Below are 19,423 nucleotides of genomic sequence, written 5' to 3'. Positions count from 1 at the left end.
ATGGCCGTTGGAGAAACGTTCCCGAATGCACGGCCGGGATGGCTGGCCGAACGGACAGGTCTAGCGGCCGCACGGCAAGGTGACCGGGCCGCTCTTGCACGCTCCTTGATCCTCCTGTTGGCGCTTGTCCTAGGGGTTACAGTCCTTGGCAGCCTGGCGACAGGACCGATTACGGTCCCGGTTCTGGATCTGCTTCCGCATGTGCCAAAGCTCTTCACAGCAGAAGAGCTTCCAGCAAGCGTCTCCATGCGGGACTGGGTTGTTGTTACCGAGATCCGCTTGCCAAGAGTTGTCCTCGGCGCGCTGATTGGGGCAGCACTTGCCGTCTCCGGCGCGGTGATGCAGGGCCTTTTCCGGAATTCCCTGGCTGATCCGGGCATTGTTGGCGTTTCCGCCGGCGCAGGCCTCGGGGCGGCCTTGTTCATCGTGCTCGGCAATGCAGCTCTTGCGCCTGTCATGGCCGTGCTCGGGATCTATGCCGTACCGATTGCCGCTTTTGCGGGCGGTCTGATCAACACACTGCTTCTTTACCGGATCGGAACACGCGGTGGATTTACCTCGGTCGCAACACTGTTGCTGGCAGGCATTGCGCTGGGCGCTCTCACCGGCGCGGCCACGGGTCTGCTTGTCTATGTGGCCGATGATCAGGAACTTCGGGATCTGCAATTCTGGGGGCTTGGGTCGCTTGCCGGTGCCAACTGGGAAAAAGTTGCGTCAGCCGCACCGATCATTCTGGCCATGTTGTTTGCAACGCCGTTTCTCGCGCGCGGTCTGAACGCGCTGACGCTTGGCGAAGCCGCCGCCGCGCATATCGGGATACGTGTCCAGCGCTTGAAGAACATCAGCATCCTGCTGGTTGCCGCGGCGACCGGTGCGTCCGTGGCGGTCAGCGGCGGGATCGGGTTTGTCGGGATTGTCGTTCCGCATCTCTTGCGCCTGACAATTGGCCCGGATCACCGGTTCCTTTTGCCCGCAGCAGCGCTCCTTGGTGCCATTCTTCTGATTGCGGCCGACACGCTTGCAAGAACGATTGTAGCCCCTGCAGAGTTGCCCATTGGGATCATTACCGCCTTTGCCGGAGCGCCGTTCTTCCTTTGGATTCTCTTGAAAAACAGGGGGCTGAGCGGACTATGACCGCACTTGCACGATCCCACGAAACTCCTGTTTGTGAAGATCCGGCCAGCCGGTTCCTGAGTGTCGGTGACGTCAGCGTTTCCATAGGACGGGCCGGTATCGTCAGAAGCGTGTCCTTCACGGCCCAGGCTGGCGAGCTGCTCGCGATCATCGGACCGAGCGGGTCCGGGAAAACGACGCTTTTAAAGGCCATCACCGGCGAACGAAGCTACTCGGGCCGGATAGAGCTGGCGGGACGGGACGTCCGCGCAACAAGCCCTGAAGACCAGGCCGAAATACGCGGCGTGCTGCCTCAGGCGAGTCATTTGTCGTTTCCGCTGACCGTCGCGGAAGTGATCGGACTGGGTCTTCTCGATCTTCGCGCAGGCCGTCCGGCACGGGCGGGCCGGATAGCGGATGCCCTGCATAAGGTCGGTTTGAGCGGGTTTGAGGGCCGCACCTATCAGGACCTGTCCGGCGGCGAACAGCAGCGGGTCCAGCTAGCCAGAGTGCTGTGCCAGGTATGGGAGCCGGTGTCCAAGGATGGCGTTCCGCGCTGGCTGTTTCTGGACGAACCGGTGTCCAGTCTTGATATCAAGCACCAGTACCAGATCATGGCCCTTGCGGCGGATTACGCCAGGCGGGGCGGAGGGGTTGTGTCCGTGATGCACGACTTGAACCTGACAGCCCGGTTCGCGGACAAGGTGGCCATCATGAAACAGGGGCGGCTGCTCGACCACGGTCCGGTTGAAAACATGCTGGAAAGCCGGAAGCTCAGCGAGACATTCGAGGCGGAGCTCGATGTCATCCGGTCGGGGGACAGCATTCATGTGCTTTGCCGGGAATAAGCGTGCGGCCGCAAAAGGCCAGGCGGATTGGTGTTTCGTTGGCGCCAGTTTCTAGAGGGGTTTCGGGCAAAACGTCAGTACGGATTTGCCGGCCCCTGCCTTCGCCCCTGCGGCCTTGGTCCGGTGCTTCAAAGGCCGGAAAGCAACAGGTTGGCTACAAAGCGCTGCGCATAACCTTGCGCAGCGCTTCTTTGCGCACTCGTCCCATTTTCTCTTGTGTCATGCCGGATCCGTGCCGCGCATGACCGAGAACATCCGGAGGGGCAGAGTTTGGTCTTACGGTTTGGGGGACGGGACAGCTCGTACCAAGAGTGTCGCTGGTGTCGCCGCTGGAGCTTTGGATGCGTCAGCGTGATCTTCCTGCTGTTCCTCTTCCTCAGGATCGAGATCAATGATGATAAGATTTTCAAGGAAGGCAATCAGGGCTTTCCTGTCATCGTCCGCCAAAGCTTCATAAGCCCGGCGGCTGTCTTCGGCGTCCCCGCCATGAGCCAGGATGGCCGCCTCCAATGTCGTTGCGTTGCCGTCATGCAGCCAAGGGCCGGTCGAGCCGACACCGGCGAGAGACGCAGTAGGCCAGGTGGCTGCCCCGAACCCGTGGACGTCGATCGGATCGGCAAGCTTTTCGCCCATGTGATGGCGCTTGAAGTCCGAGTACCATGCAATTTCTGCAGAGCCGTCTTCCGCTTTTGGGAACGCTCCAAGGTTAAGCGTATTGCCGGTGGCAGTGATTACATGATTGTTCGGGGAATCCGTGGTCAGATCGAACCAGATGGCAGTGTCAGCGGAAAGGCCTGCCTCTGCTGCGGGTTGGCCAGACGGAAACACGTCCTCCTTGAAACCAGCCTGTAGGCTTGGCTCGCTAAAGATGGGTGTCGATACTTTCATGACAGGCAAATGGCAACCGGTACATTTGGCTTCGGCCAGGATCACTTCACCGCGGCGTATTTCAGATGTTTCCTCCGGTGTCAGGTCCATCAAGTCGTGCGCGGCCAGTTCCAGCTTTGACGTTGGGCGCTCCAGTGCCGCCATATAAATCGTGAGTGCCGTCAGGTCTCCGACCGAGAGCTCGTTGGTCACGCCGTCATGGTCACCATCATGACCGCCGACCAGCTCCTCACCTTGCATTCCAAGTTCGTTGTGCGCCGCATGGCGCGTAAAGGCACGCAGGGTCGCGTGCGATCCTTTCCAGCCGAACACTTTGACCACCAGGTCCGGGTCGACGCCTTCAATTGCGCTGCGGTCATAATCGGCAACACAGATCCCGGTATCCGGATCGAGCATGGGTTTGGCGGACAAGGTGCCAAATGCAACGCCTTTTGCCGAGAGTGGCCGGGATGCCGCTTCATTCAAGGTGCACACATCCTTTTCCAGAAGCGCTTCTTGAGCTTTCAGGTCAGCGGTCATTTCCTCCGCGATGCGCTGCTTGCCACCGAGCGCAAACAAGTGAGGTGTGTTGCGGTGCAAATACTTCGAAGGGTCCCCCGTGTGCAGCGGGTCAACGATCCCGTTCAGCGGGTTTGGTCCGGCACCGTTGGCATAGGGCGCGGAGTGGCAGGAAATGCAGGATTGGGCAACCGGACCGGTTTCACGCTTTGGCAAGTGGTTGGTCCATTCACCAAACGCGGTCAGATCGGACCGTGGAAACCGTGTGAACCTTTGCCCTGATTGGTTGACTTTGGCGCCGACGCCGCGCCGAGCCGTGAACGTTGCTTCCGTGAGTTCATCGCCAGCTTCAAAAGCATCCAAAAAGGCTGCTGCCGGGTCTTCTTGCACGAGTGCGTTCAATTCGCTTTGCTGAACGGGAGCAGGCTCTTCGGCTGCTGTTGGGAGGGGCAGTAAAACGAGAGCTGCTGTGCAGAGTAATCCAAGTTGACGTTCAGCTGGAAAGATCATTTTATTTTCCATTCATCTTTATAGACGTTATGGAAAATAATGTTGCTTCAGTTTGAAAGTAATCTAAAGAAAAATATTTTATTAAATTTTGTACATTACATGATTAAGCATGAAATAAATCATCGCGATGCGTGTTGTATCTAGGGTGAGTATTTGTAAGTGTGATTGTGGCAGTGATGAGGCCGCCTAGAGATTTGATGATGGGTCGGCCTAATCCAGGCGTTTCTTGAACCGGAGGGCTGCAACAATCATCCCGATCACGAAGAAACCGGCCATCCAGAGAACATCGCGGTGCAGATCGAGCAGGCCGGCATCGCGCAGGACGAACCCCCGGATCATGCGCATGAAATGTGTGGCCGGCAGGACCTCGGCAATATATTGCGCAATCACCGGCATGCCTTCGTAAGGGAACATGAATCCGGACAAAAGGATTGAGGGCATCAGCACGAAGACGGTCATCTGCGTTGCCTGCAACTGCGTCTGCGCGATCGTAGACAGCACAAGCCCCAAAGACAGGCTGGCTCCGATAAACAGGAGCGTCCCGGCGAACAGATCGACTGTCTTGTCGCCAAAGGGAACATTGAACAGCAGGTGCCCGAGACCCAAAATGATGACCGTTTGAATGAGTCCGATGAAAATGTAGGGAATGATCTTCCCGATCATCAGTTCCAGCGGTTTGACGGGTGTGTTGATCAGCATTTCCATGTTGCCGCGTTCGCGTTCGCGCACGATCGCAGCAGACGTAAACATGATCATGGTCATGGTCAGGATGATGCCGACAAGGCCGGGCACGATGTTGATCGCCGTCCTTTGCTCTGGATTGAAGAACAAGGCCACTTCAAAGGTCGGGGTCGACCGGTTCGGCGCCTCGCGGAACAGTTCGGACAAGGGCATGGACCGCAAAGCCTTGATCGAACTTGCAATCATCGTGTCCGACCCGTCCACGATCCACTGGGCAACCGGACGGCTCGTTTCTTCATCCGTGGAGGCGGGCGTGCCAAGGCCTGTCGCCGGGGAGCGGGCAATGCGCTGAGCGACATCATTTGGAATGATGAACGCGGCCCGCACCCGTGCGGACTTGATCGCGGCCTCGGCGGCTTCAACGCTTGAATGGTGCTCGGTGACTTTGACAACGCGTGTGGCTTCCACCATCTGCGTGAGCACACGGCTGATGCCGGTCTGGCTCAAGTCGACCACAGCAACAGGAATGTCCCGGACATTGGTGTTGATGGCATAGCCAAAGAGGATGAGCTGGATCAGCGGGATCATGATCACCATGCCGAAGGTCATCCGGTCCCGGCGCAGCTGGTTGAATTCTTTCAAAAGAATTGCGGCGATCCGCGACAGCGATCTCATTGGCGGCCCTCTCCGGTGGTCGTCACGAAGACGTCTTCGAGGCTGGGCCTCACCTTCTCGATCACGGTAGCCGGGTGAAGTGCCGGGTTGGCCCGCAAGAATGCCTCCGGATCGGCAATCTCCTGTTTGACCAGAACCCTCAGCCGCGCCCCGAGCTGCGCCGCTGCGAGGATGCCATCCGAGCCAAGCAGGTCGTGCCGGATCGCGCGAAGATTGGGCGCCTCGATCTCAATGACATTGGCGCCCATCCCGTTCATTAGGTCTTTCGGCCGGCCGTCGGCCCGCTTTTTGCCCGCCTCCATGATCGCAATCTTGTGGCAGCGCTCAGCCTCGTCCATGAAATGGGTCGTCACGACGATGGACGTGCCGGCTTCCACGAGATCGAATAGCTGCTCCCAGAAGTGCCGGCGGGATTCCGGGTCCACAGCCGATGTCGGTTCATCTAGGAAAAGAAGCTGGGGCTCGTGAAGGACTGCCGTTGCCAGGGCAAGGCGCTGACGCTGGCCGCCACTCATCTTGCCCGCAAACCGGTTGGCAAGATCCGTCAGCTCGTAGCGCTCCATGACCTCGCCGATGCGGGACTTCCGGCGCTTGCCGGACAGGCCGTAAATCGTTGCCATGAAATCCAGATTTTCGCGGACGGTCAGATCGCCATAGAGCGAAAAGGACTGGGTCATGTAGCCGATTTTGTATTTCAGCGTCTCGGCATCTTTCGGCACGGACAGGCCGAGCACTTCCACAGTGCCTTCTGTTGGGGTCAAAAGACCTGTGAGCATGCGCATGGCCGTCGTCTTTCCGCAGCCATTGGGGCCCAGAAACCCGTAAATCATTCCGCGTTCGATGGTGAGATCAAGGCCGTCAACCGCCCGGAACCCCTTGAAACTCTTCACGAGGCCTTCGGCGCGGACCACGATATCGGAGAGGGCAGCGCTCACGGCAGGAGCACCTGGGCCGGGACGCCATTTGGAAGGTCGCTGGCACTTTCGGGCAACTGGACCTCCGCGACATACATCAGTCTTGCCCGCTCTGACTGGTTCAGGGCGTAATAGGGCGTGAACGACGGGTCCGAACTGATCCAGCGGACTTTGCCCGGGAGTGTCTCGTCGAGCCCGTCGACACGGACCTCGAGGCTGTCGCCTTCGTTGATTTTGACCCGGTGCGGCTCCGGAACATAAACCCTTGCATAGGGGGCATCTCCGGCAAGCATGATTGCAACCGGGCTGCCAACAGTGACCCGCTCCCCAAGGTTCCAGGGCAGGTTATCCAGAACGCCGTCCCTCGAAGCCGTGATGGTGAGATCGGACAGGATCTTTTCCTGTGTCGCAAGGCTGGCTTCGGCCGCGGCCAATTCTGCGCGTGCAATTTCAAGGTCTTCCGGACGTGTGCCGGTCACCAGCTCTTTCAATTGCTCTTCCGCGCTTTGCAAGGTGGCGTCGGCTGCATCGCGGGCAGCTCTTGCGCTGTCGAGCTGTGCCTGACTTGTGGTGCCGCGCCCGGTCAAATCCTGATAGCGCTGGAATGTGGCTTGCGCATCCACCAGTTCGGCCTTTGCCCCGGCGGCATCGGCTCTTGCCTTGGCGATTTCTTCCGCTCTTGCGCCATTTTCCAGCTTTTCAAGATTGGCTCTGGCCTTGGCTACCTCTGCGCGGGCCTGATTGACGATGGCGAGCTGTTCAGAAGGATCAAGCTGGGCGAGGACCGTTCCCTTGGCAACCTGCGTGCCCTGCGGCACCGGCAGCTCAATCAGGACCTCGGCGGCAGTGGCTGTCAGTGCGACACGGTCGCGTTCCAGCGTTCCCAGCGCAACGCCATCCATATCGTCCGTACAAGCGGCAAGGGCAGGGAATAGGGCGGCCAAAAGGAGGAAGCGGGCGGGCGTTCGCAGCATGGTAAGGGTCCCCGGCACGACAGAGCGACTTGAGAATCGATGCTCTACTTTATCGCGCCTGCGGAGACCCGGCTATGGAATTGTCTTTCTTAGCCTGTTCGCAAAAAGGCAGCAGTCAGACTTTGCGGGCCACGACAAACCGGCTGTAGGGCTCGGGAATCGTGCCGGTTTCAATAAGCTCGAACCCTTGATCTTGGATAAGAGTTTCCAGCCCGTCAAAGGAGAGCATGTTCACGTAAGGTGCCTTGCCGGCAAAACGCATGACAGCAATCAGAGGCGCAAACAGCCAGGCCCGTTTGCGCAGGCACACGGTTTTTGTGATCAGCAACCCGCCCGGCTTGATCAATGTGCGGACGCGGGTCAAAAGGGCTGCCGGATCTTCGATCAGGTGCAGGAAATTGAAGCCGAGCACGGCATCATAGCCGCCAAGGTCCGGGTCAGCTTCGACCGCTTCGTCAAAACCTTCGGCGACCGCGAACCGCAAACCTTCAGGCGCATCACCTGCCTGCCGGGCGGCTGCCATCTTTTCCTCTGCGATCCCGATCATCCCGGAGGAGAAGTCGGTCGCGAGATACGTTTTGACGGCAGGTGCGATCAAAAAAGCTGTCGAGCCGGTTCCGCATCCCAGTTCAAGCACATGGTCATCCGGGCCAAGATGTTCCGTGGTCCGTAACAGGGTTTCTTGATAAGCGGCCTGGTCCTTGATCGGCTGGGCCGCATATTTGCGGGACATCTTGGTCCAAAGGTGGTCGGGCGTTGCCATGGCTCAGCTCCAGTTGGTGAAAACTCAGCCCGTCTTATTGATACGAAAATCAAAGGTAAATTGCGGAAATATGGGGAGGTGATATACATATTTGCATGAACTGGCAAAGCATCAACTTTGATTGGAATCAGGCCCGGGCGTTTCTTGTGACGGCCGAAGAAGGGTCCCTGTCGGCGGCTGCGCGGGCGCTTGGGCTGACCCAGCCGACCTTAAGCCGTCAGGTGGCAGCTCTCGAAGCATCCCTTGGGGTGACGCTGTTTGAACGGGTTTCCAAATCCCTTGTCCTGACCCAGGCTGGCCTGGAACTGGCCGATCATGTCCGGGCCATGGGCGAGGCGGCAAGCCGGGTATCCCTGTCTGCTTCCGGTCAGGCGCAACAGATCGACGGGCTCGTCACGATAGCTGCCACCGACATAATGGCGGCGTATATCCTGCCGGAAATCCTCACCGCATTGCGCAAAGCCGCCCCGGGCATTGAGGTCAGGCTTCACTGCAGCAACTCGCTGAGTGATCTCAGACGCCGGGAAGCCGATATTGCGATCCGTCATGTGGCACCAGATCATCCTGATCTTTATGCCCGCAAACTCCGGGACGCTCCGGCGCGGATATATGCAGCCCGCAGCTTTCTCAACCGTCTGAACCGGCCGGTCTCGCTGGAGGATGCAAGACACCTGGATTTCGTTGGCTATGACAATAACGAAGAATTCGTGATGCACTTGCAGGCGCTTGGGCTGCCGGTGAGCCTTGCCAATATCAAAGTCAGTTCACCAAGCGGCGTGGTGTCTTGGGAATATGTCCGCCGGGGCCTAGGCCTGTCCATGATGGCGGACGAGGTGGCGGACAGGTGCCCGGAAGTTGACAGCGTGTTTGATGAGTTGGCGCCAGTGACCTTTCCGATCTGGCTTGTCACGCACCGGGAACTCAACACCAGCCGGAGGATCCGTCTGGTCTTTGATTTTCTCGCGGATGGATTGCTCGCCGTTGCTCCCGCCCGGCGGGTGCGGACAACGGAACCGCTTTTTGATGGGTCATTCGTTTATCAGGCTCAGACCGCCGAGTGAGGCCGGCAACCGATGCCGTTTTATCGCCTGCTGATTTATGGCGTGCCGCGTTTATATAGATCCAGGTAACATCAGGTTTTGCGTAGGAGGTACAACCGAATGGCAGCGAAACCTGATTCCGTTTAAACGCGACTTGCCCTAGCCCGCCGCAAACATCCAGTTGAGCACGAGACGCCAGTCGGTCATGCGGATCGGTGTGCCATGGGTCCCGGTGTCGAACAAAGTGAACTTGATTGGATAACCCGGTGCCCGCGCCTTGATCGTTTTGAAGAAGTTGGCCTGAGTTTCCCAATTATACACCGTATCAAGCGTGCCCTGACCCATATAGATCGGCACATTGCGCGACAGGGCGCCGGAGGACAGGAAGTTCGGATCCTTGGGGGAGCCGAGCAGCACAATGCCATTGATCAGACGCGCATAATTGGCGTTCTTGATGAGATTCCAGCAAATGATCCCGCCCATGGATCCGCAGGCCACGACGACCTTGGCTCGCGGGGAGATCTGTTTTTGCTGTTGAAGTAAGGCGGCAATGTCAGCTGTCCCGCGCTTGTCGAAGGAGTTGACGTCAACGGTCAGGTAGGCGCCGCCATTGCGGACCATGAGGTTCTGGATCCGGTTGAAATTGCCGCCGAACGAGACGTCGTTCATGCCCTGAAAGCGGTTGCCGCCTTGACCGTGGATGTAAAGAACAATCGCGTTTGCCCCGCCTTTCCACTTGCCCGTGCCCATGTATTTGAGCGTGCGGCCATTCACGTTCAGCTCGCCGCCGCCGCGGCTTCGTTTGGGCCGGTACGAAACGTAATTGCCAAAGACCCTGCGCTCATCGACTTCGTCACGGTCCCTCAGGTCCCGCTGTTTGGAATATTCGACAACCAGAAAGTCGCCGCCGTAAAGCGTCTCGTGAACCTTTTTGTATTGGAACAAGCGGTCCTTGTAGGGCTTGAGGCTCTGCGCAAGCGCAGGTGGTGCGACCATCGCGGCCATGAAAAGCGTCAATGCCAGGGTCAAAAAGCGATGCCACGGACGAGCACTGGTGAGGATCATCAGCCATTCCTGTTGCCGGAAACGATGCGCACGAAATCGCTCTTAACCTACGCGCCATGAAAAGGCATAGCAACGCGGTCAAGCACCATCGTGGCGCTTATCCTGAACTTAGAAGCGCCCGGCGGATGTCAACGGAATCACCGCTTGCCGAATTTGCATCGGACAAGACCCGGCCAATGGCCTTGCAAATTCTACCGAGCAGGATCGGCGGTTGGCGGGCAAATTCCTAACACTTTCTGAATATCCGACGTTCATTTTGCGAATTTAAGAAATTGGTAACCATAAAAATCGAAGACTGCGCAGTGAGATAGGCTGCCAAAGGCCTACTTGCTTAGACAGTGCACGGGCCAGCTTAGGAGACCCCCACATGCCAGTCATTTCCTTCGCAAACGCAAAGGGCGGAGCCGGAAAAACAACGGCCGCTCTCTTGTTGGCGACAGAAGTCGCTGCCCGAGGAAAACGTGTCACCATATTCGACGCCGATCCGCAGAAATGGATCTCCAAATGGCACGAGTTGCCCGGAGCAAGCCGTGGCATTTCCGTGGTGAGCGAGGTTTCTCCTGCATCGATCACCGAGCAGATAACCTTCGCGGCAGAACAATCCGATTATGTCATCGTGGATCTGGAGGGTACGGAAAACCTGATTGTCGCCAATGCGCTGTCCGTGTCCGATCTTGTCGTTGTTCCGATCCAGGGGTCCAGCATGGATGCCCGCGGCGGGGCCAAAATCCTGAGCCTGATCAAGAAACTGGAAAAAATCGTCCGGCACGACATCAAGCATTGTGTGGTGCTGACCCGCACCAATGCGGCGGTGACCACCCGTGCCATGAAGGCGGTTCAGGACTTCCTCCAGGCACAGAACATCGATGTTCTGATGACGCCTATTGTTGAACGGGCGGCGTTCCGCGATCTGTTCGAATTTGGCGGCGGCTTGTCCGATCTCGATCCGGCACAAGTGTCCGGCGTGAAAAAAGCCAAGGAAAATGCATCGCTTTATGCGGCGGAGCTGCTTGAGCGGGCGATTACGGTTCCGCAAAAGCGCTGGTACAACATTTTCAAGCGCGCGAGCTAATTACTTGAACTCCTAAATTCGGCTCATGTCCGGTGGGCGGCCTCGCGCACAATGTCAGCGATGGTTTGCAGTTGCGGGGCGAGAGCGCTTGTCTTTCGCCAGATCATGCCAAGGGTGCGCGCCGGTTCTGGGGGCGCGAACCGGCTGATGGCAACATCCGCCGACCGCGTTTCCACCGGCACCGCCATTTCTGGAATGAAAGTGACGCCCATCCCCGCATTGACCATCTGTACGAGCGTTGACAGCGAGCTGGCGTCCAGAACTTCGCGCGGGCGCCCGGTTTGAATATCGCAGAAGGAAAGAGCCTGGTCGCGGAAGCAGTGGCCTTCCTCCAGGAGCAAGAGCCGCATCTCCTTGAGGCTGTCGGCGCAAGGGACGGGCATGTTGGCTTCGCTGCCCGGCCGGACGAGCACGAAGTTTTCTTCAAATAGAGGCGTTTCCGCAAGGCCCGGCTCGGACACGGGCAGGGCCAGAATAGCGGTGTCGAGGCGGCCGTCGGTCAGCTCCTGAACAAGTTTGGGGGTTACCGTTTCGCGGACATGGATATCCAGCCCCGGATAGCGCGCCGTCAAGCTGCTGACGATCTGCGGCAGCAGGTATGGGGCCACCGTTGGAATGACGCCAATTCTCAACCGGCCTTCAAGCGTGTCCTTCGATGCACGGGCAAGGTCACCCAGCTCGTCAGCAGACCTCAAAATGGCCCGTGCCCGCACCACTGCCTCTTCACCAAAGCTGGTCAAGGAGATGTTCCGGGCCGTGCGTTCGAACAGCGGTGCACCAAGGGTGGCCTCCAGTTCCTTGATCTGCATGGAGAGCGCCGGCTGGGAAATCGCGCAGTCTTCTGCGGCCCGCCCGAAATGGCTGTGGCGCGCCAGAGCTTCGAAATAGCGGAGCTGTTTGAGGGTGATATTGATCATCAGAAAAAATTATCACCTTTATTAGAAAATACAACTTCTACTGATTATAACTGCTTGCTAGTTTAGAACCGTTCTGACATAGCCGGTTTAAATTCCGGCTTTAGGATCGGACACATGGATTTTGGATGCATGACCGCCAATTTAGGTCATGCAGATATTTTGATGGCAGATGCCACAGGGAGATACTCATGGACGCAAAAGTGGACAATGGCGGCGGTTGCCCGGTCATGCACGGCAGCTTGACCGAGACCGGCAAGACCGTCACGGATTGGTGGCCGAAGACCCTTAACCTGGACATTCTTCATCAACACGATACCAAGTCCAACCCGCTGGGCGACGACTATGATTATCAGGAAGAATTGAAGAGCCTCGACTTCGGTGCCTTGAAAGAAGACATGAAGGCGCTGCTGATCGACAGCCAGGACTGGTGGCCGGCCGATTTTGGCCACTACGGTGGTCTGATGATCCGCCTTGCGTGGCACTCTGCCGGGTCATACCGGATTGCCGATGGCCGCGGCGGCGGTGCTGGCGGCAACATACGCTTTGCGCCTTTGAACTCCTGGCCGGATAACGGCAACCTCGACAAGGCCCGCCGCCTGTTGTGGCCGCTGAAAAAGAAGTACGGCAACAAGGTTTCCTGGGCCGACCTGATCCTCTTTGCAGGCACCGTTGCCTATGAATCGATGGGCCTGGAGACCTATGGCTTCTCCTTTGGCCGCGAGGACATTTGGCATCCGGAAAAAGACGTTTATTGGGGTGCCGAAAAAGAATGGCTGGCGCCAAGTGAAGAGCGTTATGAGAACCTGGACGACCCGTCCACGCTCGAAAACCCGCTGGCGGCCGTCCATATGGGCCTCATCTACGTCAATCCGGAAGGAGTCAACGGCCAGCCGGACCCGCTGAAAACCGCAGCGCAGGTGCGCGAAACCTTTGCTCGCATGGCCATGAACGACGAGGAGACCGCGGCCCTGACCGCCGGTGGCCACACTGTCGGCAAGGCGCATGGCAATGGCGACGCTGAAGCGCTTGGTCCGGAGCCGGAAGGCGGCGATGTTGCCGACCAGGGCTTTGGCTGGATCAACCCGAACATGAAGGGCGTCGCTTCTCAAGCGGTGACCTCTGGTATCGAAGGCGCCTGGACTACCAACCCGATCGTCTTCGACATGGGCTATTTCGAGCTGCTGTTCGGCTACGAGTGGGAACTCACAAAGAGCCCGGCAGGCGCAAATCAGTGGCAGCCGGTCGATATCAAGGAAGAGCACATGCCGGTCGACGCGTCGGATCCGTCCGTCCGCCGCATGCCGATGATGACCGATGCCGACATGGCCATGAAGATGGACCCGGCCTACCGCGCCGTCTGCGAAAAATTCATGGCTGACCCGGACTACTTCAAGGAAACCTTTGCACGCGCCTGGTTCAAGCTGACCCACCGCGACATGGGGCCGAACGTCCGCTATATCGGCCCGGATGCACCTGAAGAAGAGCTGATCTGGCAGGATCCGGTTCCGCTTGGTGCGTTCAACTACGATATTGGCGGTCTGAAAGCTGCGATTGCCGCAACGGACCTGACAGTCTCTGAGCTGGTCGCGACCGCATGGGATAGTGCCCGCACCTTCCGCCAGTCGGACCTTCGCGGCGGCGCCAACGGCGCCCGTATCCGCCTCGCGCCGCAAAAAGACTGGGAAGGCAACGAGCCGGCCCGTCTTGCCAAGGTTCTGGGTGTTCTGGAGCCGCTGGCCGAAAAGTTTGGAGCCTCCGTCGCTGATACCATCGTTCTTGGCGGCAATGTCGGCATCGAGAAGGCGGCCAGCGCTGCCGGCTTCGCCATCGAAGTGCCGTTTGAGCCGGGCCGTGGTGATGCCATCGAAGAGATGACTGACGGCGACAGCTTTGAACCGCTCGAGCCGATCCATGACGGGTTCCGCAACTGGGTCAAAGAGAATTACGCCGTTGCAACGGAAGAGCTGCTGCTCGACCGCGCCCAGCTGCTGGGTCTCACCGGACCAGAAATGACAGTCCTTGTCGGCGGTATGCGTGCGCTCGGCACCAACCATGGCGGCGCCAAGCACGGTGTCTTCACCGACCGGGAAGGCGCTCTGACGACAGACTTCTTCGTCAACCTGACCGACATGGGCAACAGCTGGATCCATACCGGTGACGGCCAGTACGACATCCGTGACCGCAAGACCGGAACCACCAAATGGACTGCGTCCCGTGTGGATCTGGTCTTCGGGTCCAACTCCATCCTGCGGGCCTACGCTGAAGTCTACGCCCAGGACGACAGCCACGAAAAATTCGTTTTCGATTTCGTGTCTGCGTGGACCAAGGTGATGGAAGCCGACCGGTTTGAGCTGGCCTGATTGCCGTCTCAGGCAATCTCGGCCATGACTAGACTATTGAGCGGCCCCGGATCTCCGGGGCCGTTTGTATTTGATGACCTGATCAGGGAGCGCGCTATTCTTTCGCGCCGTCATGCCGCTTCCTCGCCTTACAATTGGAAGGGCTTGGGGCAAGGGATGGATGACCACCCCGATCATGTCGGGAGCAGGCTCTTCAAGGCGGGATAGGGCGAACCGGCACCCCGCTACGGCGTTTCCATGAACAACGTCATCAACTCATTGCTTTGACGGCCGCTGACCGCGAAAGGTGAGAGCCCACCACATCCTCCGCTGTCATCCCGCACTTGATGCGGGATCCATACCGTGAGGTATCCACTCGATCAGCCCTGCTTGTGGCGAGGGAGCGGCATGGATCCTCGGGTCAAGCCCGAGGATGACGGAGCGAGGGGAGAAGTCTTGCCAAACCTTCACAGATTGCCATCCAGCAGCCCGCGACGCGGGAATGTGTGGGGACCCACGCACGATTTCACTTGCCGAAAGACCCAACGGATAAGGCTTGATCTCTGGGAACGCGTGTATCCCGGATCTCCGCTCCGCTGCGTCCGGGACGACAAGGGAGGGGCGGCCCAAGGCCGGTGAGGCAGAGGATGAGTTAGCCGGCATCATGGCTGCCCGGTTTAACAACTTGGGTATTATTGTTGGTTGTCATCGAAAAGTTGTTATTAATTTCAGATGCAACTTTTTGATCGTTCTTTCTCTGATAGGCAGCCCATGAAACTCACCATTCACCGCCGCTTGCTGCCGGACTTCGGGACCACATACGGGCCGGCGGGCGAGGGGCCGTTTCCCGCCGTTCTTATTCTGCACGGATCCGAAGGCGGTCTGTCCGGCTGGTCGCACCGGACTGCAACGCTGTTTGCCGCGCATGGATTCCTGGCTTATCCGCACGCTTACTCGGTCGGCGGAAATGCCTGGAATGCCGGTGCCATCGAAAACGTACCGCTGGACCGGACGGTGGCAGCGCTTCATGCTTTGCGCCGCTTTTCAGCCTGTAATGGCAAGGTGGGCCTCTATGGGGTCTCTCGCGGCGGTGAACAGGCCCTTCTCGTGACATCGCTGATGTCAAAGGAAGGGCTGACCCCGCTCCCCGATGCCGTTGCCGCCCATGCGCCGGCGGATGTCATCTGCGGCGCTTTCGATGCCAAATCCTATCGGGACAGCGGCGATCCGGGGTGGCAGGCCTGGGACCTGGCAAAAAGGGCTTGGACCTGGAAGGGAACGTCGGAAGGTCTTCTGCCGACAACGCCGATCGAGGTGGAGGCGTATTCCGGCCCCATCATGCTGTCCCACGGCACGAAAGACCGGGTCTGGAGCTCCGAAATGACAAAACGTTTGGCGGAGCGCTTGCGCGCCGCGGGACGTGATCCAGAGGTCCATCTTTATGAGGGGCAGGATCACCTGCCGGATTCAGAAGGCGAGAACCTGCATAATGAGCGCTTGCTGAGCTTCTTTTTCAACCATCTCGGCCGGTCTTCCTGAGTGCTGGCATATCCGCACTAATCCTGATCCGGCCCAAATTTCATAGTTTCGTCACACCAGTTATGCTGCACTGCGATAAGGTGAAGTCAACAACGCGTTGCAACGCGTGATTTGCCATGTCTGCATGGAAAAATCCGCGCAGACCCTCTTATTGGAGCCGTGCATTCATGTTCGATTTATCCGGTCAAAAAGCGTTGGTCGTCGGGGTCGCGAACGATCAGTCCATTGCTTATGGCTGCGCCAAGGCGTTCAAGGCGCAGGGTGCGGATCTGGCCATTACCTATCTGAATGAAAAAGCCGAGCCCCATGTCCGGCCCCTGGCGGAAGACCTTGGAGCCGACATCATCATGCCTCTGGATGTGCGCAGCGAGGCGCAGATGGCGGCCCTGTTTCAGACAATCCGCAGCACCTGGGGCAAACTCGATACGGTCCTGCACTCCATCGCTTTTTCCAAGAAGGAAGATCTGCATGGTCGGGTGGTGGATTGCTCCGCCGATGGCTTTGCGCTTGCCATGGATATTTCGGTCCACTCGTTCCTGAGGCTGATCCGTCATGCCGAACCTCTGATGCCCCACGGTGGAACCTGCATGACGGTGTCGTTCATGGGGGCTCAAAAAGTGGTCAACAACTACGGCGTCATGGGGCCGGTCAAAGCCGCTCTTGAAGCATCCGTCCGGTATGCCGCGGCCGAATTGGGTCCACGCGGCATTTCCGTTCACGCCTTGTCGCCCGGTCCGTTGAAAACCCGGGCGGCGTCCGGAATCGCCGAGTTTGACGATCTCTTGAACGATGCGGCCTCAAGAGCGCCGACCCACCACTTGGCAACCATCGAGGATACCGGTGCATACGCCGCTTTTCTGGCGAGCCGCGAAGCCTTCAACGTCACCGGCGGGGTCCACCCGATCGATGGCGGCTACAGCATTCTCTGACAGGAGGTCCGGATGAAGGACATATTCGACGCATTCGAAGAAGGCCAGAACGAATTCCTGAATTCCCTGACCGACGCGACGGCTTGGACACCGTCTGAACGCTTTACCGCCTTGCAGGCACAGGCAACGGAATTGTCGAACCTCGGCGAGCTGATGGGCCGCGGCCTGACAAAGCACTTGACCGGCATTACGGACAACCACAAGACCCGCTGGCAGAAAAGCATTGCGGATCTTGGGGAGACCATGGAAGCCATGGCTGTCCAGCAAAAAAACGGATCGCTTCTCGATGCCTGGCAAAGCTATTGGCAGGACGCGGCACAGCGCATGGTGCTAACCATGGATACGCTGCGCCAGCGCGGCGACATCTTTATTGAACATGAGGCTGACGGCTGCCCGCCGGTTTTGATCTATGACTACGAGGTGGTGGTCGATGGTGCGGATCTTCCGCGCCCGTGCTGCTACATGCTGCTGCGGATCATTCCGCCGCAGGACGGCGAACACCGCGACATGCAGCCGTGGAAGCGCCCCTACGTCATCATCGACCCACGGGCTGGACACGGAGCCGGGATCGGCGGGTTCAAACCGGACAGTCAGGTGGGAGTTGCGCTGCGCGACGGCCACCCGGTCTATTTCGTTGCATTCAAACGCATGCCCGAAAAGGGCCAGACGCTGGCGGATGTGACCCGCGCCGAAGCCGCTTTCGTGCGAAAGGTCATGGAAGAGCACCCGGACGCGCCCAACCCGATTGTCACCGGCAACTGTCAGGGCGGCTGGGCGACCCTGCTGCTGGCGGCGAGCAACCCGGACTTGACCGGGCCGATCGTATTGAACGGCGCGCCGGTCTCCACCTGGGCGGGACGGGTCGGCGAAAACCCGATGCGCTACAATGGCGGCATTTTGGGTGGCACTTACAATGCCATGTATTATTCGGATCTCGGCCACGGTGTGTTCGATGGCGCGGATATTGTCCAGAACTTCGAGATGCTGAACCCGGCGCGGAACTATTTCGGCAAGTACTACGATCTTTACGCCAAGGTCGACACGGAGCCGAAGCGCTTTTTAGAGTTCGAACGCTGGTGGGGCGGATACTTCCTGCTCAACGAAGCGGAGATGAAATGGATCGTCGAACAGCTCTTCGTCGGCAACAAGCTTGCCAAGAACGAAGCCCAGCTGGAACCGGGACGCAACGTTGATATCAAGCAGATCCGGGCACCGATCATCGTCTTTGCAAGCTGGGGCGACAACATCACGCCGCCGCAGCAGGCGCTCAACTGGATTATCGACACCTATGCTGATGAAAGCGAAATTGCCATCCGTGGCCAGCGGATCATCTACATGGTTCATGATCAGGTCGGCCACCTCGGGATCTTCGTCTCCTCGCAGATCGCAAAGAAGGAACACACCGAGGTCACCTCGACGCTGAAAACCATCGAGGCTTTGGCGCCCGGCCTCTATGAGATGACCATCGATGACTATGAAGGCGGGTTGCTGGACCGCAAGTTCACGGTTTCGTTCCACGACCGCAAGATGGATGATCTTAAGAAGATCGATGATGGACGCGATGACGAGATCCCGTTTGCAGCGGTTGCGCGCACATCGGAACAGCAAGCAGAATTCTACGATGTCTGCGTGCGCCCATGGGTGCAGGCCGGAGTCACGGAGCAGTCTGCAGATTTCCGGCGCAAAACGCACCCGCTGCGCCTGCAGCGGGCGATGATGTCCAGCATGAACCCGTTCCTGAACGGCCTGGAAAGCCTGGCGGACCGGGTGAAGGCGGAGCGCACACCTGCGGATGCGTCAAATCCGTTTGTTGCTTTGCAAAATGCCAATGCCGCGCTTATCGAGCAGTCACTCGACTTGTTCCGCGACATGCGCGACACCGCGTACGAGAACATGTTCTATGGCATTTGGGGATCACCTTATATGCGCTGGTTCGGCCGGACCCATCAGCCTGGGCGGACCCTGAAGAGCAAGGAGGAACTGCGCAGTCTGCCTCCAGTCCAGGCCGCGCTCATGCATATCGAGGAAGGCGGTTTCTGCGAGGCGGTCATCCGCATGCTGATCCTTCTTGCCGACAGCCGGGGCAATGTCCGGCGTGACCGCCTTGAGCGGTCGGCGAGGGTTCTGACCCAGGATGAGCCGTTCAAGTCTTTGACGCCCGATGAACGCAGCTTCATGCTGCAGGAACAGACCTTGATTGCGGAGTTTGCGCCGGATCAGGCGGTTGCGACCCTCCCAAGCCTGCTCAGGACCAAAGAGGAACGCGAGCTGGCGTCCAAGGTCGTGCGGTTTATTCCAGGGGCGATTGACGAGATGACCCCGCACACGCTGGAGGTCTTGCAGACGTTCCACAAGATTCTGGATCTCCCACCGGTGTCTGACGATGTCACGGAAGATCCGTTGGTGGAAAATGTGCAGCCAGAAGCAAAGTCGGCATCTGCTACGAAACCGGCGGCAGCCAAAAAGGCACCGGAAAAAGCGGCCACCGCGGCCAGTGGAGCGACGAAAGCATCTCCGCGCAAGCCTGCCACCCGAAAAGCGGCGCCCAAGCCCGCAGCAGCGAACAAACCGGCGGCCCGTAAACCGCGGTCCAGATCGGGCAAGTCCGAGGAGCCGGCCGAATAGGCCGGACCTCCCGGCCAATCTGGCTTTTGCCCG

At 58.7% G+C, this 19,423-nt stretch carries 15 protein-coding genes; 8 read left to right on the top strand and 7 right to left on the bottom strand.

Annotated features, from left to right (window positions below; all coding sequences use genetic code 11):
- Both E1180_RS16675 and E1180_RS16670 read left to right on the top strand, forming a co-directional pair.
- Entirely contained in the window at positions 1-1,134 is a 1,134-nt protein-coding gene (locus tag E1180_RS16675) for a FecCD family ABC transporter permease (RefSeq protein ID WP_155192747.1), read from the top strand.
- Positions 1,131-1,961: a heme ABC transporter ATP-binding protein gene (locus E1180_RS16670; RefSeq protein ID WP_155192746.1), complete on the top strand. Its 831-nt coding sequence runs from the start codon at positions 1,131-1,133 to the stop codon at positions 1,959-1,961. The genes E1180_RS16675 and E1180_RS16670 overlap by 4 nt, the downstream gene beginning before the upstream one ends.
- Positions 1,962-2,237: 276 nt before the next feature.
- Here the strand turns inward: E1180_RS16670 and E1180_RS16665 are convergent, their stop codons facing one another.
- The 5 genes from E1180_RS16665 to E1180_RS16645 all read right to left on the bottom strand — a co-directional run bounded on the left by E1180_RS16665 (position 2,238) and on the right by E1180_RS16645 (position 7,864).
- On the bottom strand, positions 2,238-3,857 hold the full coding sequence (locus tag E1180_RS16665; protein ID WP_196220630.1) for a di-heme oxidoredictase family protein: 1,620 nt from the start codon (positions 3,855-3,857) through the stop codon (positions 2,238-2,240).
- Between the two features lie 210 nt (positions 3,858-4,067).
- Positions 4,068-5,213: an ABC transporter permease gene (locus E1180_RS16660; RefSeq protein ID WP_155192742.1), complete on the bottom strand. Its 1,146-nt coding sequence runs from the start codon at positions 5,211-5,213 to the stop codon at positions 4,068-4,070.
- Complete coding sequence (locus E1180_RS16655; RefSeq protein WP_208997194.1) at positions 5,210-6,148, bottom strand: ABC transporter ATP-binding protein; 939 nt, start codon at positions 6,146-6,148, stop codon at positions 5,210-5,212. The genes E1180_RS16660 and E1180_RS16655 overlap by 4 nt, the downstream gene beginning before the upstream one ends.
- On the bottom strand, positions 6,145-7,101 hold the full coding sequence (locus E1180_RS16650) for an HlyD family secretion protein (RefSeq protein ID WP_155192740.1): 957 nt from the start codon (positions 7,099-7,101) through the stop codon (positions 6,145-6,147). The genes E1180_RS16655 and E1180_RS16650 overlap by 4 nt, the downstream gene beginning before the upstream one ends.
- Positions 7,102-7,216: 115 nt before the next feature.
- A complete protein-coding gene (locus tag E1180_RS16645; RefSeq protein WP_155192738.1) occupies positions 7,217-7,864 on the bottom strand; it encodes a class I SAM-dependent methyltransferase in 648 nt (215 codons plus the stop codon).
- 95 nt (positions 7,865-7,959) lie between these two features.
- Between E1180_RS16645 and E1180_RS16640 the strand changes: the two genes are divergently transcribed.
- Positions 7,960-8,925 carry a LysR family transcriptional regulator gene (locus E1180_RS16640; RefSeq protein WP_155192737.1) on the top strand — a complete coding sequence of 322 codons (966 nt, stop codon included), beginning with the start codon at positions 7,960-7,962 and terminating at the stop codon, positions 8,923-8,925.
- A gap of 138 nt (positions 8,926-9,063) precedes the next feature.
- Here E1180_RS16640 and E1180_RS16635 read toward each other — a convergent pair whose 3' ends face one another.
- Positions 9,064-9,969 (bottom strand): lipase family protein, encoded by a 906-nt coding sequence (locus tag E1180_RS16635; protein WP_155192735.1) that lies wholly within the window; start codon positions 9,967-9,969, stop codon positions 9,064-9,066.
- A 367-nt stretch (positions 9,970-10,336) separates the two neighbouring features.
- On the opposite strand from E1180_RS16635, the gene E1180_RS16630 reads away from it, so the two are divergent.
- Positions 10,337-11,041 carry a ParA family protein gene (locus E1180_RS16630; RefSeq protein WP_155192734.1) on the top strand — a complete coding sequence of 235 codons (705 nt, stop codon included), beginning with the start codon at positions 10,337-10,339 and terminating at the stop codon, positions 11,039-11,041.
- 23 nt (positions 11,042-11,064) lie between these two features.
- Here the strand turns inward: E1180_RS16630 and E1180_RS16625 are convergent, their stop codons facing one another.
- Positions 11,065-11,958 carry a hydrogen peroxide-inducible genes activator gene (locus E1180_RS16625; RefSeq protein ID WP_155192732.1) on the bottom strand — a complete coding sequence of 298 codons (894 nt, stop codon included), beginning with the start codon at positions 11,956-11,958 and terminating at the stop codon, positions 11,065-11,067.
- A 188-nt stretch (positions 11,959-12,146) separates the two neighbouring features.
- Between E1180_RS16625 and katG the strand changes: the two genes are divergently transcribed.
- From katG to E1180_RS16605, 4 genes are all read left to right on the top strand, one after another.
- Positions 12,147-14,318: a catalase/peroxidase HPI gene (katG, locus tag E1180_RS16620; protein ID WP_155192730.1), complete on the top strand. Its 2,172-nt coding sequence runs from the start codon at positions 12,147-12,149 to the stop codon at positions 14,316-14,318.
- A 750-nt stretch (positions 14,319-15,068) separates the two neighbouring features.
- Positions 15,069-15,836 carry an alpha/beta hydrolase family protein gene (locus E1180_RS16615; protein ID WP_155192728.1) on the top strand — a complete coding sequence of 256 codons (768 nt, stop codon included), beginning with the start codon at positions 15,069-15,071 and terminating at the stop codon, positions 15,834-15,836.
- A gap of 167 nt (positions 15,837-16,003) precedes the next feature.
- Complete coding sequence (gene fabI / locus E1180_RS16610) at positions 16,004-16,765, top strand: enoyl-ACP reductase FabI (RefSeq protein WP_155192726.1); 762 nt, start codon at positions 16,004-16,006, stop codon at positions 16,763-16,765.
- A 12-nt stretch (positions 16,766-16,777) separates the two neighbouring features.
- Positions 16,778-19,390, top strand: a complete 2,613-nt coding sequence (locus E1180_RS16605) for a DUF3141 domain-containing protein (RefSeq protein ID WP_155192724.1) — start codon at positions 16,778-16,780, stop codon at positions 19,388-19,390.
- Positions 19,391-19,423 lie beyond the last annotated feature (33 nt).

This window comes from Roseibium denhamense, assembly GCF_009711415.1.
In the GTDB taxonomy this organism is placed as follows: domain Bacteria; phylum Pseudomonadota; class Alphaproteobacteria; order Rhizobiales; family Stappiaceae; genus Roseibium; species Roseibium denhamense.
The sequence above is the reverse complement of the archived record's forward strand: the minus strand, read 5'-3'. Positions and strand labels throughout refer to the sequence as shown.

Excerpts from the sequence above, each read along its gene's own strand:
- E1180_RS16675 (WP_155192747.1), top strand. The coding sequence starts at position 1 with ATGGCCGTTGGAGAAACGTTCCCGAATGCACGGCCGGGATGGCTGGCC.
- E1180_RS16670 (WP_155192746.1), top strand. The coding sequence starts at position 1,131 with ATGACCGCACTTGCACGATCCCACGAAACTCCTGTTTGTGAAGATCCG.
- E1180_RS16665 (WP_196220630.1), bottom strand. The coding sequence starts at position 3,857 with ATGATCTTTCCAGCTGAACGTCAACTTGGATTACTCTGCACAGCAGCT.
- E1180_RS16660 (WP_155192742.1), bottom strand. The coding sequence starts at position 5,213 with ATGAGATCGCTGTCGCGGATCGCCGCAATTCTTTTGAAAGAATTCAAC.
- E1180_RS16650 (WP_155192740.1), bottom strand. The coding sequence starts at position 7,101 with ATGCTGCGAACGCCCGCCCGCTTCCTCCTTTTGGCCGCCCTATTCCCT.
- E1180_RS16645 (WP_155192738.1), bottom strand. The coding sequence starts at position 7,864 with ATGGCAACGCCCGACCACCTTTGGACCAAGATGTCCCGCAAATATGCG.
- E1180_RS16640 (WP_155192737.1), top strand. The coding sequence starts at position 7,960 with ATGAACTGGCAAAGCATCAACTTTGATTGGAATCAGGCCCGGGCGTTT.
- E1180_RS16635 (WP_155192735.1), bottom strand. The coding sequence starts at position 9,969 with ATGATCCTCACCAGTGCTCGTCCGTGGCATCGCTTTTTGACCCTGGCA.
- E1180_RS16630 (WP_155192734.1), top strand. The coding sequence starts at position 10,337 with ATGCCAGTCATTTCCTTCGCAAACGCAAAGGGCGGAGCCGGAAAAACA.
- E1180_RS16625 (WP_155192732.1), bottom strand. The coding sequence starts at position 11,958 with ATGATCAATATCACCCTCAAACAGCTCCGCTATTTCGAAGCTCTGGCG.
- katG (WP_155192730.1), top strand. The coding sequence starts at position 12,147 with ATGGACGCAAAAGTGGACAATGGCGGCGGTTGCCCGGTCATGCACGGC.
- E1180_RS16615 (WP_155192728.1), top strand. The coding sequence starts at position 15,069 with ATGAAACTCACCATTCACCGCCGCTTGCTGCCGGACTTCGGGACCACA.
- fabI (WP_155192726.1), top strand. The coding sequence starts at position 16,004 with ATGTTCGATTTATCCGGTCAAAAAGCGTTGGTCGTCGGGGTCGCGAAC.
- E1180_RS16605 (WP_155192724.1), top strand. The coding sequence starts at position 16,778 with ATGAAGGACATATTCGACGCATTCGAAGAAGGCCAGAACGAATTCCTG.